This window comes from Halolamina sp. (assembly GCF_036626355.1).
Taxonomy (GTDB): domain Archaea; phylum Halobacteriota; class Halobacteria; order Halobacteriales; family Haloferacaceae; genus Halolamina.
In genome coordinates this window covers 1-12,947 of sequence record NZ_JAZKRY010000078.1, presented here as the reverse complement: position 1 = coordinate 12,947, position 12,947 = coordinate 1, and the positions used below count along the sequence as shown (strand labels likewise).

At 66.2% G+C, this 12,947-nt stretch carries 16 protein-coding genes, 1 tRNA gene and 1 pseudogene; 5 read left to right on the top strand and 13 right to left on the bottom strand.

Features of this window, described 5'->3' with window-relative positions; translation table 11 throughout:
- The 3 genes from V5A38_RS11950 to V5A38_RS11940 form a co-directional block, all read left to right on the top strand.
- The coding region (locus tag V5A38_RS11950; protein ID WP_332325990.1) for a cbb3-type cytochrome c oxidase subunit I at positions 1-1,731 on the top strand (1,731 nt) is incomplete at its 5' end.
- A gap of 4 nt (positions 1,732-1,735) precedes the next feature.
- Positions 1,736-1,996: a cytochrome C oxidase subunit IV family protein gene (locus V5A38_RS11945; RefSeq protein ID WP_332325989.1), complete on the top strand. Its 261-nt coding sequence runs from the start codon at positions 1,736-1,738 to the stop codon at positions 1,994-1,996.
- 193 nt (positions 1,997-2,189) lie between these two features.
- A complete protein-coding gene (locus tag V5A38_RS11940) occupies positions 2,190-2,768 on the top strand; it encodes a metallophosphoesterase family protein (RefSeq protein ID WP_332325988.1) in 579 nt (192 codons plus the stop codon).
- A 3-nt stretch (positions 2,769-2,771) separates the two neighbouring features.
- On the opposite strand, the gene V5A38_RS11935 is transcribed toward V5A38_RS11940, so the two are convergent.
- The 7 genes from V5A38_RS11935 to V5A38_RS11905 form a co-directional block, all read right to left on the bottom strand.
- Complete coding sequence (locus tag V5A38_RS11935) at positions 2,772-3,053, bottom strand: hypothetical protein (RefSeq protein ID WP_332325987.1); 282 nt, start codon at positions 3,051-3,053, stop codon at positions 2,772-2,774.
- A 2-nt stretch (positions 3,054-3,055) separates the two neighbouring features.
- The gene (locus V5A38_RS11930; RefSeq protein ID WP_332325986.1) at positions 3,056-4,531 is read right to left on the bottom strand and encodes a hypothetical protein; all 1,476 of its coding nucleotides are present in this window, start codon (positions 4,529-4,531) and stop codon (positions 3,056-3,058) included.
- A gap of 49 nt (positions 4,532-4,580) precedes the next feature.
- On the bottom strand, positions 4,581-5,009 hold the full coding sequence (locus V5A38_RS11925; RefSeq protein ID WP_332325985.1) for a hypothetical protein: 429 nt from the start codon (positions 5,007-5,009) through the stop codon (positions 4,581-4,583).
- 145 nt (positions 5,010-5,154) lie between these two features.
- Positions 5,155-5,229: transfer RNA gene (locus V5A38_RS11920), tRNA-Glu, on the bottom strand.
- 88 nt (positions 5,230-5,317) lie between these two features.
- On the bottom strand, positions 5,318-5,539 hold the full coding sequence (locus V5A38_RS11915; protein ID WP_332325984.1) for a hypothetical protein: 222 nt from the start codon (positions 5,537-5,539) through the stop codon (positions 5,318-5,320).
- A gap of 151 nt (positions 5,540-5,690) precedes the next feature.
- Entirely contained in the window at positions 5,691-6,458 is a 768-nt protein-coding gene (locus V5A38_RS11910; protein ID WP_332325983.1) for an archaeal proteasome endopeptidase complex subunit alpha, read from the bottom strand.
- A 128-nt stretch (positions 6,459-6,586) separates the two neighbouring features.
- The gene (locus tag V5A38_RS11905) at positions 6,587-7,126 is read right to left on the bottom strand and encodes a hypothetical protein (protein WP_332325982.1); all 540 of its coding nucleotides are present in this window, start codon (positions 7,124-7,126) and stop codon (positions 6,587-6,589) included.
- A gap of 317 nt (positions 7,127-7,443) precedes the next feature.
- On the opposite strand from V5A38_RS11905, the gene V5A38_RS11900 reads away from it, so the two are divergent.
- Both V5A38_RS11900 and yqeC read left to right on the top strand, forming a co-directional pair.
- The gene (locus tag V5A38_RS11900) at positions 7,444-8,247 is read left to right on the top strand and encodes a polysaccharide deacetylase (RefSeq protein ID WP_332325981.1); all 804 of its coding nucleotides are present in this window, start codon (positions 7,444-7,446) and stop codon (positions 8,245-8,247) included.
- A gap of 48 nt (positions 8,248-8,295) precedes the next feature.
- Positions 8,296-9,027, top strand: a complete 732-nt coding sequence (yqeC, locus tag V5A38_RS11895) for a selenium cofactor biosynthesis protein YqeC (protein ID WP_332325980.1) — start codon at positions 8,296-8,298, stop codon at positions 9,025-9,027.
- A gap of 3 nt (positions 9,028-9,030) precedes the next feature.
- Here yqeC and V5A38_RS11890 read toward each other — a convergent pair whose 3' ends face one another.
- From V5A38_RS11890 to V5A38_RS11865, 6 genes and pseudogenes are all read right to left on the bottom strand, one after another.
- The gene (locus V5A38_RS11890; protein WP_332325979.1) at positions 9,031-9,693 is read right to left on the bottom strand and encodes a molybdenum cofactor guanylyltransferase; all 663 of its coding nucleotides are present in this window, start codon (positions 9,691-9,693) and stop codon (positions 9,031-9,033) included.
- A gap of 85 nt (positions 9,694-9,778) precedes the next feature.
- Positions 9,779-9,955 (bottom strand): hypothetical protein, encoded by a 177-nt coding sequence (locus V5A38_RS11885; protein WP_332325978.1) that lies wholly within the window; start codon positions 9,953-9,955, stop codon positions 9,779-9,781.
- Positions 9,955-10,935, bottom strand: coding sequence for a lamin tail domain-containing protein (locus V5A38_RS11880; protein ID WP_332325977.1), 981 nt, complete (start codon positions 10,933-10,935; stop codon positions 9,955-9,957). The genes V5A38_RS11885 and V5A38_RS11880 overlap by 1 nt, the downstream gene beginning before the upstream one ends.
- A 71-nt stretch (positions 10,936-11,006) precedes the next feature.
- Positions 11,007-11,624 (bottom strand): annotated as a pseudogene (locus tag V5A38_RS11875) (ABC transporter ATP-binding protein); the annotation flags it as partial.
- Positions 11,625-11,642: 18 nt separating this feature from the next.
- Positions 11,643-12,386, bottom strand: coding sequence for an FAD-dependent thymidylate synthase (gene thyX, locus V5A38_RS11870; RefSeq protein ID WP_332325976.1), 744 nt, complete (start codon positions 12,384-12,386; stop codon positions 11,643-11,645).
- Between the two features lie 129 nt (positions 12,387-12,515).
- Positions 12,516-12,803, bottom strand: coding sequence for a DUF5827 family protein (locus tag V5A38_RS11865; protein ID WP_332325975.1), 288 nt, complete (start codon positions 12,801-12,803; stop codon positions 12,516-12,518).
- Positions 12,804-12,947: the final 144 nt, after the last annotated feature.

Below are 12,947 nucleotides of genomic sequence, written 5' to 3'. Positions count from 1 at the left end.
CACCTCTTCTGGTTCTTCGGTCACCCGGAGGTGTACATCGTCTTCTTCCCCGCGCTGGGGGCGATGGCGGAGATCTTCCAGACGTTCACCGGGCGACGGATCGTCGGCCGCAAATGGTTCATCGTCTCGATGGTGCTGGTGGCGCTCCAGAGCTTCATCGTCTGGATGCACCACATGTTCCTCACCTCGATCAACCTCCAGGTGAAGACGCTGTTCATGGCGACCACCATCGGTATTTCGCTGCCGTTCGACCTGATGGTGTTCGCACTCATCTACACGCTCATCAAAGGGCGGATCCGCTGGGACACGCCCATGCTGTTCGCGTTCGGCTCGCTCGTCCTGTTCATCGTCGGCGGAATCACCGGCGTGTTCCTGGGTGCCGTCGTGCTCGACTACGAGTTCCGTGGCACCTACTGGGTCGTCGCGCACTTCCACTACGTGATGGTCAGTGGGGTGACGACACTGATCGGCGCGCTCTACTACTGGTTCCCGAAGATGACCGGGAAGATGTACGACGAGTTCCTCGGGAAGGTCACCTTCGCGGTGTACTTCACCGGATTCAACCTGCTCTACTTCCCGATGTTCCTCGCGTGGGGGACGCCCCGCCGCGTGTTCGCCTACCGTCCCGAGTATCTGGTCTGGCACCGGGTCGCCTCCGTCGGCGGCGTCATCCTCGGGATCGCGTTCCTGCTGGTCGTCTACAATCTCACCAAGAGCCTCGTCTCCGGCGAGGACGCCGCGGGCAACCCGTGGCCCTACTCGACGACCGCCGAGTGGGCTGTCGCCTCACCGCCCCCGCTCGACAACTTCCCCGGCACGCCCAGCTACAGTACGGGTGTCCTGGAGTTCCTCGGCTCGGAGTCCGAGCGCAGTGGCGGTCCAACGGCTGCCGCTGACGGCGGGACCGCCGCTGACGGCGGCATGGCCGTCCACGAGGCCGACCACGAGGACCACCACGTCGATCACGCCAGCTACTGGCCGATCGTCACCGGAGTGTTCACCTTCATCGCCGTCATCGGCCTGTCGGGGCTGCAGCTCGGGAGCTACCCCGAGGGCGCCGAGGGGCTGTTCTACATGGCGATGTCGCTGGTCGGCAGTGTCGGCGTCATCGGCTCGCTCACCGGCATGGGCTACGAGAACTTCACCGCCCACGAGGGCGGCGTCGGCGAGGCGTGGCCGTTCGAGAACATCGAGAACACCAAACTCGGACTCTGGGTGTTCCTGGCCTCCGACGTGGTGCTGTTCGGCGGCTTCATCGGCGCCGCCATCTTCACCCGCGTCGACTACGGCTGGACGGAGTGGGTTCCGATTCCCCACACCGCTATCCCGGGGCTGGTCAACACCTATCTGCTGCTGACGAGTTCCTTCGCAGTCGTGCTGGCGCTCGTCGCCGCGGAGAAGGGGAGCCGGAAGGGCGTCGTCGCCGGCTTGACGACGACGCTGCTACTGGGTATCGGCTTCCTCGTCAACAAGGCCATCGAGTGGGTCGAGCTGTTCCACGAGGGCGTCTGGCTGAGCTCCAACGTGCGAGCGTCGACGTACTTCCTCACGACGGGGCTCCACATGGGCCACGTCATCGCGGGACTGCTCATCACCGTGTACCTGATCTGGCGAGCGTGGAACGGCGCGTACACGAGCGGGAGCGACGAGCCACTGGAGTACTTCGGGCTCTACTGGCACTTCGTGGACATCGTGTGGCTGTTCCTGTTCCCGCTGTTCTACATCATCTAACCCAATGGCACGAACAAAACTCTACACGGCAATATACGTCGTCCTGTTCGTCTTCGCGACGGCACAGGTTGGTGTCGAGTTCCTGGACATGAACTACTGGGTGGCGCTGGCGATCATCGCCACCCTTTCGATGGTGAAGGCGCTGTTCGTCGCGGGCTACTACCAGCACCTGGTCTGGGAGCCCCGCTCGGTGAGCTACGTGATGCTCATCGCCTTCGTTGCGTTCCTCGCACTGTCGGTCGCGGCGTCCTACTCCATCCTGTAGACCCGCACTGACGGCGGTTCTTTTCGTCGACGTTCGTCCATTAGAACGCGTCACCCGGCCACTATCGGAACACTTCAGACGTAACGACCGGCACCTTCCGGAGCTACGACCGGCCCCCTCCGGAACCGCGAACGAAACACCCTGGAGCTCGCATCGTCGGTAGCGTTATCCTGTCAGCCTCCAAGCCAAACGCATGGAACTCGCAGTCATCTCCGACAGCCACATCCCGGCCCGTGAGCCGGCGATCCCCGACGCGTTCTGCGAACGGATCGCCGCGGCCGACCACACGATCCACGCGGGCGACTTCGAGACGGCGGACGTTCTCGCGGACGTGCGCGAACTCGCGACGGAGCTCACGGCCGTCCACGGTAACATCGACCCCGATATCGGACTCCCCGCCGTCGCGTCGGTCACACTGGGCGGCGTCACTTTCGTCGTCACGCACGGGACCATCAACCCTGTTCAGACAGCCGCCAACGCCAGACAGATCTCGACGACCGGTGGAGGGGCGACGATCCGGGGCGACGTACTGGCGGGGGCCAACTGGGAGACGGCTATCGCCGACACAGCGCGCGTGCGAACCCGCGCCTGGAATGGCGAGGGAATCGTCGGTATTGGCGGTCACTCACACGAGGTCGTGGACACGGTTCACGAGGGTGTGCGTCTGCTCAACCCCGGCTCGGTGACTGGAGCCGACCCTGCCGATATCGCGACGATGCTGACAGTCGAGGTTGAAGACGGCGCAGTCGACGTAACGCTCCACGAGCGCTGAGGCTCAGATCCAGACGAACGCGTACGTGTAGATGAACACGAACGTCACGAGGGTGATGGCGGCCATGACCTTGATGTGGAAGATGAACAGGTCGTCGTCCTCCTGTTCGAGGGCAGCATCGTAGGCCGTCGCCTGCGCTTCGCTCATCGCCCCGGCATGTTCCTCGCCGATGTGGAGCGTCAGCAGATGCTCGTCGGCCAGGGGTCGGCCACAGTGCGGGCAGCGCTTGGCGTCGTCGTCGACGACGAACGCGGTCTCCGTCGATGGGGTTTCAGTCTCAGTCATTGTCAGAGGAACGGCGCGTCGATGGTCGGCTGGGCGAGCAGCCAGAGCCCGGTCATGGTGTAGAGCACCATCACGAGCACGTAGGGGTACTGGCTGCGGATGGGCTGGAGCTTCCCCGTGAACAGTTCGAACGCGCGAGAGTGGGCGACCCACACCGCGAGCACGTGGCCCGCGAGCACTGCAATCGGCCCGATGCTGGCGACCCAGCCAGGCAACACCAGCACTGGCGGGCCCAGCGGCGGCGAGAGCGGCGACGCGGCGACGACAGCCGAGGAGGGTGCCAGCCGCAGGAAATACGGGAGGTAGTGGCCGAGGTGATAGCCCGCGGCGATGGGGACCAGCGAGGGCGCGAACGCGGCGCCGATAGCCACCCTCGAGCGGAACGTCCGGCCCGCGCGGCGGACGAGCTTCGACGCCCACCAGTAGGCGGCGAGGAAGAGGCCGTACCCGAGCAACAGCGCGCCGAAGTAGGTGAGTTCGGCCGGCAGCCCAGCCCGAACGACCGGGCCGGCGAGTGCCTCCCAGCCCGGCGTCGCGACGAAGCCGTCGTAGCTGGTGACCCAGAGCAGCGCGATGACGAAGCCGACCTCACTCTGGAGGGTCGTCCCAGCAGTCGGCTCGTCGGGGTCGTCAAGATTGGCGAGTCCGGCGCCGGGCGCCGCAAGCACGAGTCCGTCCTCGGACCGCTGAACCGGCGCGATCTTGCCGTAGAGCCGGAACACGTTCGAGATCGGGTCGATCTGTCGGCGCCACGTCTTGCTGCCGAGTATGGCGCTCCCGACGAGGCTGGCGACGGCATAGAGCCCGACGACGGTGGCGAGCTGAATCGGGTCCGAGGCGACGTTGCTCACCACCTCCAGCCAGACCAGCAGCAGCAGTCCGGCGACGGCGGGCCAGCGCCCGACCCAGGCTGGCAAGTCGACGCCGCCTCGTTCCGGGAGGAGGTCGGTAAGTCGGGCGAACGGATCGATGGCGGGCCAGGCGTTCCCAATCAGGTAGGTGCTGATGGTGAAGCCGGCCCACCAGACAGCCCAGACGAGTAGCACTGCGAGGTTCCGTCCCGGGTCGGGCGGACCGAAGACGCCGATAACGAGGACAGCGGCGAGGCCCGCGACGCCGAGGATGGCGGCGATGTACGTCCCCCAGTCTCGGATGACCGCTCCGCCGGGAACGCTGAGCCGACGTTCGTGGTACGCGTCGAGCACGCCCCGGTCAGTGACGAAACTGGTGAGCAGGAAGGAGACGGCGATGACGCCGCCACCGGTCAGCAGGAACAGCCAGATCGGCGTGTCGACTGGCTGGGACTGGATGCCCGGACCGCCATGGGCGAGCGCAGGGCGCCCAAACACCGTGATCGCGAAGACGAGTGTGAGAGCCCCCCGCGCCACGCGGTGAGTCGGGTGGCCGGCTCCCGCGGCAGGTGCCGGCTGGTCGAGCGCGTTGATCACCGCTCGCAGGAGCCGAGAGTAGACGCTCACGTCGCTGATAACTCGGGTGGGAAGCTACAGGAACGTTTCGCTCTGGGGCTCAGCCCAGTAGCAGATTCAGCGTGATCGCGCCGACGACGAGCAGGCCGAGAATCCACGACCCGGCCATCACCGCGGCGGCCTTCTGGAACCCGCGCGACTTCGCGGCGGCGTAGGTGCCGTAGAACAGGTAGAAGAGGAACGCCAGGGCGAGCGCGACGGCGACGATGATGCCGCCCGTAGTCACGAGCGTGGCCGAATAGCTGTCGCCACTGACGAACAGGGTCGCGCCACCGCCGACCGCCAGTGCGGCGACAACGAACAGCAGGACCCAAACGGACTCGTTTCCCGCCGCTGACGAGAGCGACGAGCCCTCCGGTCGGAGGGTCGGTGTGTACGCTTTCCAGTCCCGGCCCACGATCGCGCCAACGATGGCGAGCAGGAACAGGGCCATGAACGCCATACTCACGAGATATATCGTCGATGCCATGTGGTGCTCCGTTAGCGGTAAATGACCGTGGCTCCGGTATAAAGATTCGTTTCCTTCGCCGGGAACAGGGCGAGGGGAGCGGAGTGGGAGGCGGGCCGAACTCGGCTCGAAACGGCCGTCACTACCGAACTGGGAGACCCAAGAATGCTCCGGCGGGGATTCGAACCCCGGTCATCACCGTGAGAGGGTGATATGATTGGCCGGACTACACCACCAGAGCGTATGTATAGAACGGTAGCGGTGAGATACGTAAAACCGTTGCGTTTCCTCGCCGCCGTGTGGCGGATTCGCAGGATACACCGGGACTCTCATCGTCGCGCGAGCCCCGTCGCCGCCTCGAGCGCGCCCTCAGGTGAGAGGCCGTACTCGACCATCCCGGGTACGACGAACTTCCCGGAGATGTCCGTGCGCTCGTCGATATCGGCCTCCGGGACGTCGCCGACCACTGTGACCGTGCCGTTCTCGATACCCACGTCCGCGTCCAACGTGCCGTCGGCGTCGACGACCGTGCCGCCTTCGGGTAGCTGCACGGCCGTGGCTGAGAGCGCTGCCTACCTAAACAGTCGGATAGCGGCCGCCTCGCTCAGGGATGAATCGACCGATGCAGAACGGATCGGCAGCGACACCGGGCGACGGCGCCGGAAAAGAGAATGACGCCGTCTCCGATCCGCGGAGCGTCCGTTACTCCTCTTCTTCGCCGGCGGCTTCGTCCTCGAGCGCTTCGAGCAGCGACGCGATCTCCTCGGGTTCGTAATGTTCGTAGCCGTCCTCGGCGGTGATTGCCGAGACCGAAAGCGCGTGGGCCTCTATCTCCTCGTCGTGCTCGCGGAGGCTGCTGAGCACGAGGTTGAGCCCTTCTTCGAGCGAGAGTTCGTCGTGCCAGCCCTCCTCGAGCACCTCCTGGATCTCCTCGCGACCGCCGCCGATGATGGTCGCCTTCCACTCGTGAGGCGTTCCCGAGGGGTCGGCACTGAACAGCCGAGGTCGGCCATCTTCGCCGTCTTCGCTCTCGATGCCGCCCTCGATACCGCCGATGAGCAGCGCCGCACCGTACGGCCGCGTGCCACCCCTCTGGGTGTTCTCCTGGATGTGGTCCGTGACGTATTTCGTCAGCGTCTCGACGCCGACGGCCTCGCCGTAGCGCAGGTGATTCCCCTGGGCCATCCGGCGGGCGAAGTCGATCAGCTGGCGTGCGTCAGCGACGTGACCCGCGGAGGCGGCGCCGACGTGGTCGTCCAGCTTGTGGATCTTCTCGATACTCTCGGACTCCATCAGCTTCGAGCTCGCCTGAGCCTGGGCTGCGAGGACGACAGCGTTCTCGGTCCGGACGCCCACGCTTGGCGCGCCACGTGAAACCGCTTCACGAGCGTACTCTACCTGGTAGATGCGGCCGTCGGGCGAGAACAGCGACGTCCCGCGGTCGTAGGCCTGCTGGTCGCTTCCTCTCATTGACAGCCCCCTGCCACAGAGACGGCTTCGGTGTCGGTCATCGATGAAGGCTACGTCCCCCCGACTGAAAAACCCTGTCTAAACGGTATCTCGACACTCGCCGCCCAGACCGCAAGCCGGCCGCGGGTTCACCCCCCGTTCTCACGCTCGCGGACCGCCTCCTGAGTATCATCGTCCCCGGCTTCATCGTCGCGCGCTCTGCCCGCTCCCTGTCGAACTCGGTCAGCTGTGGCCGGGCTCCGCGCTGCCGGATTCTCCTCGGTTGACGTCCCCGATTGCTCCCCCGGTCCGGCGCCCTCTGGTGCACCATCGACGTCCCCCGATCCGGCCACCGCCTCGAAGAGCCATGCCCGGACCGCGGCGTAGACGGCGACGACGACGCCACCGATGCCACTGACGGCCGACTCCGTCCACACGCCGACGGCGAACAGCAACACGCCCCATGCGGCGAACAGATACCACCGAAGCTGTGGGCTGGCGTACTCGTCGTCGATGGCCGCAAGCGCCGCGAGGCCGAAGAACGCTACCGCGCCGCCGCCGAACACCGCGAGCGCGAGCACGCGCCGCTCCGGGTCCAGGTTGAGCGCGAGGCCGACGAGAAACGCGAGGCCCATTGCCACCCCCCGAACCACGTCGGACTCGGTATCGATCGCCAGCGAACGGGCCATACTGGCGATTCTGTGCTCGAACCTATCAACGTGGCGGTGAGATGGTTCAGCAGGACGAGTCGGCCTGGACGGCGGGGCGGGCCGGCAACCGCAGTGACACCGGGACTAACTATCGCTTCTTTGATATGGTGTTCCGGCCAACAGAGGGACGTCGCAGTTCGGACACCGGCTGCCGATACACCGAGGGTCCAGGTTTTGCCGAACACCAACAGAGCGCAGACGGTCCGGCCGACAGCGGTGCCGATATCATGGAGCTAAGCAGTCGAGAACTGGCCGCTTCGCGTGGCTTTATCGCCTCTCAGTCCTCCCTTGCCTCCATGCCGAACCCAACCGTCTGCCTGACCGTCGACTTCGACGCCGTCTCGCCATGGCTCCACATGGGCGATTTCGGCGACTCGCCCGTCCAGCGCTCCCGCGGCCGCTTCGGCGCCGAGGTGGGCGCGCCGCGCGTGCTGGACGTACTGGACCGTCACGACGTGCCCTCGACCTGGTTCATCCCTGGTCACACCATCGATTCGTTCCCTGAGCCCTGCCAGCGCGCCGTCGACGAGGGACACGAGGTGGGTCATCACGGCTGGAGCCACACGCAGCCGGGCGAGTACGAGAGCCGCGAGGCCGAGCGCGCGGACCTCCTCCGCGGGGTCGAGAGCATCAAAGGGCTCACCGGATCGGAACCGGATGGCTACCGCTCGCCCTCGTGGGACTTCTCGGCCAACACCGTCTCGCTCCTCGCCGACCTCGGCTTCGAGTGGTCCTCATCCGGGATGGCCCGAGAGTTCGAGCCCTACGAACTCACCGAGGAACACGCCCCGCCGGACGGCCCCTACGAGGTGGGTGAGCCGGTCGGCATCACCGAACTTCCGGTGTCGTGGCAGCGCGACGACTACCCCGCACTGGCGTACTCGGGGGGGCACGCGTTCTCCGACGAGACAGCGGTGTTCGACCACTGGCGCCGGCAGTTCGATTGGATGTACGAGCACGTCGACGGCGGAATCTTCGTGATGACTGTCCACCCGCAGGTCATCGGGCGAGCCCCCCGCCCGGCGATGCTCTCGGAGCTCATCGAACACGCCGCCGGCAAACCGGGGGTCGAGTTCGCGCGGATGGGCGACGTGGTCTAACCGACTGCAGGCCGAAACGGTTTGAACCCGGCCGTCGTCTGTCCAGCCATGTCTGCACTCGCGTCGGCGCTCGACGCTAACGGCCTCGTCTGTCTCGTCGGTGCCGGCGGCAAGAAGACGACGCTCTACGCGCTCGCGGCTCGCGCCGAGCGCGCCGTCGTCACCGCGACCGTCCGTATCCCGATTTTCGACCCGCACGTCTCCGACGTGGCCGTCACCGAGGACCCCATCGCGGCGCTGCTGACCCGCGACAACTGGCCGCTGGGGCTCGTCCCCGAACGGGAGTTCGAGGACCGATACCGCGGCTACGACACCGATACCGTCAGTGAAATCGCGGCGGCCCACGACGGCCCCGTACTGGTAAAAGCCGACGGCGCGCGGATGCGTGAGTTCAAATCCCCAGCCGACAACGAGCCACAGGTCCCCGATTCGGCGGATACCGTCATCCCGATCGCCAGCGCCCACGTCGTCGGTGAACCGCTTACCGACGCGTTGGTTCACCGCCCCGAACACGTCGCCGATATCACCGACATCTCCGTCGGCGACGAGGTGACACCCGAGGTCGTCGGGCGCGTGCTCGCCAGTCCGGCCGGCGGGATGAAAGGCGTTCCCGCGGGTGCGACAGCCGTGCCGCTGGTGAACAAAGTCGACGACGAGGCGGACGAAACAGTGGCGCGTGCAGTGGCCGAGACGGTGCTCGAGCACGCGGACCGGTCGGTCGTCCCGCGCGTCGTGCTCGCCCAGATGGCCGAGGCGACGGTCGTCGACGTGCTCGAGTGACCGCTACTCGGCGGCGAGCCGTTCCTCGGCGGCTTTCAGCTCCTCTTGTGTGTTGATGTTGTCGAAGGTCCAGAGCTCGGTCCGATCTGTCAGCTCGTCCTCGCTCACGACGGCGTAGGAGAGCTCCTCGAGCGGTGCGAGGATTTTCCGGTCGCCGCGCCCCAGCGCGGCGGTGCAGGCGTCGACCATCGGCTCGGGTCGGTACACCGCCTGGGTAGTCTGGAACCAGCCGTCCCCCAGGCGTGGCACTGCGGCGTCGTACGGTGGTTCGCCGACGTCGTCGGCGTCGGGGGGCGGCGTCACGGTACCGCGACAGCGGTCGAACAGGTAGTCCATGGTCGCCGGGTCGACGAACGGCATGTCACAGGCCACGACGGCAGCGTGGTCGCCGCTCGCACCACACAGACCGTCGCGGATGCCCGCCATCGGGCCCTGATCAGGCTCCGAATCCAGTGCGAACGTTACCGGGAGCGGGCCGCTCTCAAGCACGTCCTCGATGGCTGCTTGCTGGTCCGGCCGGCAGTTCACCACGAGCTCCTCGACGACGGGCGCCAGTCGGTCGGCGACCCGGCGGATCATGGCCACGCCGGCGAGTGCTGCGACGGCTTTGTCGGCATCGCCGAACCGGGTGGAGCGACCGCCGGCGATGATGATCCCTGAGCGCATGGCTCCGAGAAGGGGTGAGCACGGAAAGTGGTTTGCGGTCCGGCCGCTCTGGCTTGTGAACGCTCGATTGACACTCGGAGCCGGTTCACCTGAAGGAGAACAGGGCGGCCAACGCGGCGAAGCCGGCGATGATCAGTCCAAACAGCACCAACAGTCCCAGGGTCCCGTCGGTGCCGGTGAGAATGCTGAACGCGCCGATGGCCAGGACCACCGCAGTGACGATGACGATCTGGAGCCGGAGATAGCCGCCCAACAGCCCCATCAGCTGTAGCTCCGTTTAGCGGCGATTTCTCCGCTCGCGGTCCGGACAGTCACCGTATCGCCGGCGTTGTTCCAGACCGGGCTTCCAGCACCCCAGTAGAGGTGGCCGTCGCCGTCAGTGCCGCTGCCGGTGTGGAGTGTCAGCGTCTCGCCGGGCGCGAGGCTGGTGCCGTCCGGGACCGTGTACGTGTGGTCGGCCTCGTCGCTGACGGTCCAACCTGAGAGCTCCAGCTCCTCGTCGCCGATGTTTTTCAGCACGACGTACTCGTCGTTGCGGTTCTCCCGGTCGTCACCTTCGGCGTCGGCGTGGATTTCGCTCACACGCAGTGGGATATCACCCTCGGCGATTGTCGCCGTCGCGGTGTCCGTCGGCGTCGACCCGGCACCGCCCGCACGGCAGGCCCAGAGCCCCGTTCCCGCCTCCATCGCCGCGGATTCAGCGGCGTCGTAGCGGTCGCCGTACTGGAACGCCGAGTCGTAGACGCGCGCGAGGCCGTGGGTGATGAGCGCGTAGTTGAACGAGTCGCCGTCGACGTGGATGTAGACCAGCAGCCGGTCGTAGTAGCCCCGACGTGGCTCGTTCGCGTCGAAGCTCAGCGTGACTGGCTCGCCGAGCAGGCGCTCTTTCGCGACGGAACTGGCCTGTTCGCCCCATTTCCGGAGGCAGGTTCGCCCGGCCTCGGTATCCGGGATGCCCTCGAACTCTCCAGGGGTGTTCTCGCCGTGGACCTCCGGCGTGTCGACGCCGAGCAGGCGAACCGTCTCGCGGCTTCCGTTCTCCAGCACCACTTTCATCGTGTCGCCGTCGACGATTTCGACGACCTCTGCCTGCACTGCGTCATCTTTCGGTGTCGCGGAGGCCGGGGCGTCGACGCTGCCACCCGCTGCCGGCGGGGTGGTGGCGTCTGGTTGATCGGTCGCTGGGAGGGTCGTGGCACACCCAGCGAGGACGACGAGGAGGGCGAGGAGGAGGCGGCGCATGGTCGCTGTTCGCCCCCAACCCTCAAAGGTGTTTAACCCGTGTCGCCCAGCCGAAGTGGGCGTGCGAGTTCCTACATCAAGGGGTCTTGCTCGCGGCGTCTCACAGAGGCCTCATCGAGCCAGTGGCAGGCCACGAGATGTCCATCCTCGCTCTCGTAGTCCGGGAGGTCAATGTCCCGCTCGGGGGCGTCGACAGTGCCCGTCGCGTCCGCGACAGACTGGAGCTCCGGAACGACCTCCTCACAGCGACCGTCGAGATACTCCGGACAGCGTGTATGGAACGAACAGCCCGACGGCGGGTTGATGGGGCTCGGGGGATTTCCGGAGAGCACCACCTCCCGCATCTCGCCGTCCCCGTCGACGCTCGGAATCGCCGAGAGGAGAGCACGAGTGTAGGGATGTTGTGGATGCCCGTAGATGTCCTCTGTATCTCCAGTCTCGACGATTTCGCCGAGATACATCACCGCGACGCGGTCGGAGATATGTTTCACGACGCTCAGGTCGTGGGCGATGAACAGGTACGACATTCCGTACTCGTCCTGCAGTCGCTTCATCAGGTTGCTGATCTGGGCCTGGACGCTCACGTCCAGCGCCGACACCGGCTCGTCGGCGATGATGAGTTTCGGTTCGACCGCGAGTGCGCGGGCGATCCCGACGCGCTGGCGCATCCCACCCGAGAGCTGGTGGGGTACTCCTCCGCACGCTGCTCAGGGCGCCAGCCGGTTCTTCCGATTCTTCATCTCCCGCTCGTAGTAGTCGAAGGTGATCGGACACCACTCCGCGGCGTACTCGAGCAGTTTCTCGGTCAGCCCGCGGATCTCCCATTGCGCGTCGGCGGCGGCCCGCATATCCGCGATATGCATCAGCGTCCGGGCGTTCATGCTCATCACGACGTTCACCTTCGTCCCGATTGGGAGGACGAAGCGGGCGTCCTCGGGCGGCATGCCCAGGTCGAGGAGCTCCTGATACTCCTCGACCGACCGCTGGACCGACTGGGTGAACAGCGCCTCCCGTTTCTCGACGGTCTCCTCGTCGACGGAGCCGACCTTCTGGTTCCGGCCGACCCAGTCGGGATCGCTCGCTGAGGGTGGCATCACGACCATCCCGCCGTCGATGACGTTCTCCGGATCGATGTCGTCGAACGAGACGTAGCGCATGCTCTGGACGTCGAAGGAGACGTGTCGGTGGCGGGTGAGCTGGGCCATACAGGAACGGGACATCCCCTCGACGGCGAACGTCACCTGCGCGTGCTCGAACGGGCCGTAGTGGCCGTGGCCCAGCAGGTGGGAGATGAGCGTCCGCTGTTTCTCCTCCATACTGTCACCGTCGACGGTATCCATCACCTCCTCGAACGAGACATCGCCGACGAACTGCGACGCGTAGTCGTTTCGTGCGGCTCGACAGACCAGTTCCTCCGGGTCGTCGGTGGCTTCGAGAACTTCGACCTGCATGGTTGGTTCAGAGCGGGGCGCGGGTCCACTAAACTCTGCCTCTCGCGCCGTCCGGGCGCGTCGCCCTGGGCCAGCGTCACCGACTCGCTGGACGACCGCCGCTGGCTGGTTTCTGTTGCAACTGGGTCGCTACTCGCGCTCGATATCCGTGCCACGGCGGAGCCCGTAGTAGCCCGGGTCGTCCTCGGTTGGGGGGTCGGCGACGACGAGCTCCGCCGCGTTCTGCATCACCCAGGGGATGGCCCAGTCGAGCAGTATCGCCTCGGTCTCCTCGTCGATTTCGGCGGTCGGCTCGAGCCCCTGGAGCAGGCGGGCGATCTCGTAGACGGTGTACATCTGGTCCGCCTCCAGCAGCTCGTCGGGGGTGTAGAAATCACACGGGTGGAGCTGCTCGAACGCTGATTTCTCGCGTGGCATACGCCGGCGTAGTGGCCCCCGTGCCTAACCGCTACCGGTCGGGCCGGGCCAGCGGCCCCAGCGGTGGTCGAACGACCGAGCTGGTGGCTCCCGGGTCGGCCGAAAGAAAAGCAGGGTGGTCGAAGCGTTCTGCTCCGTGTTCTC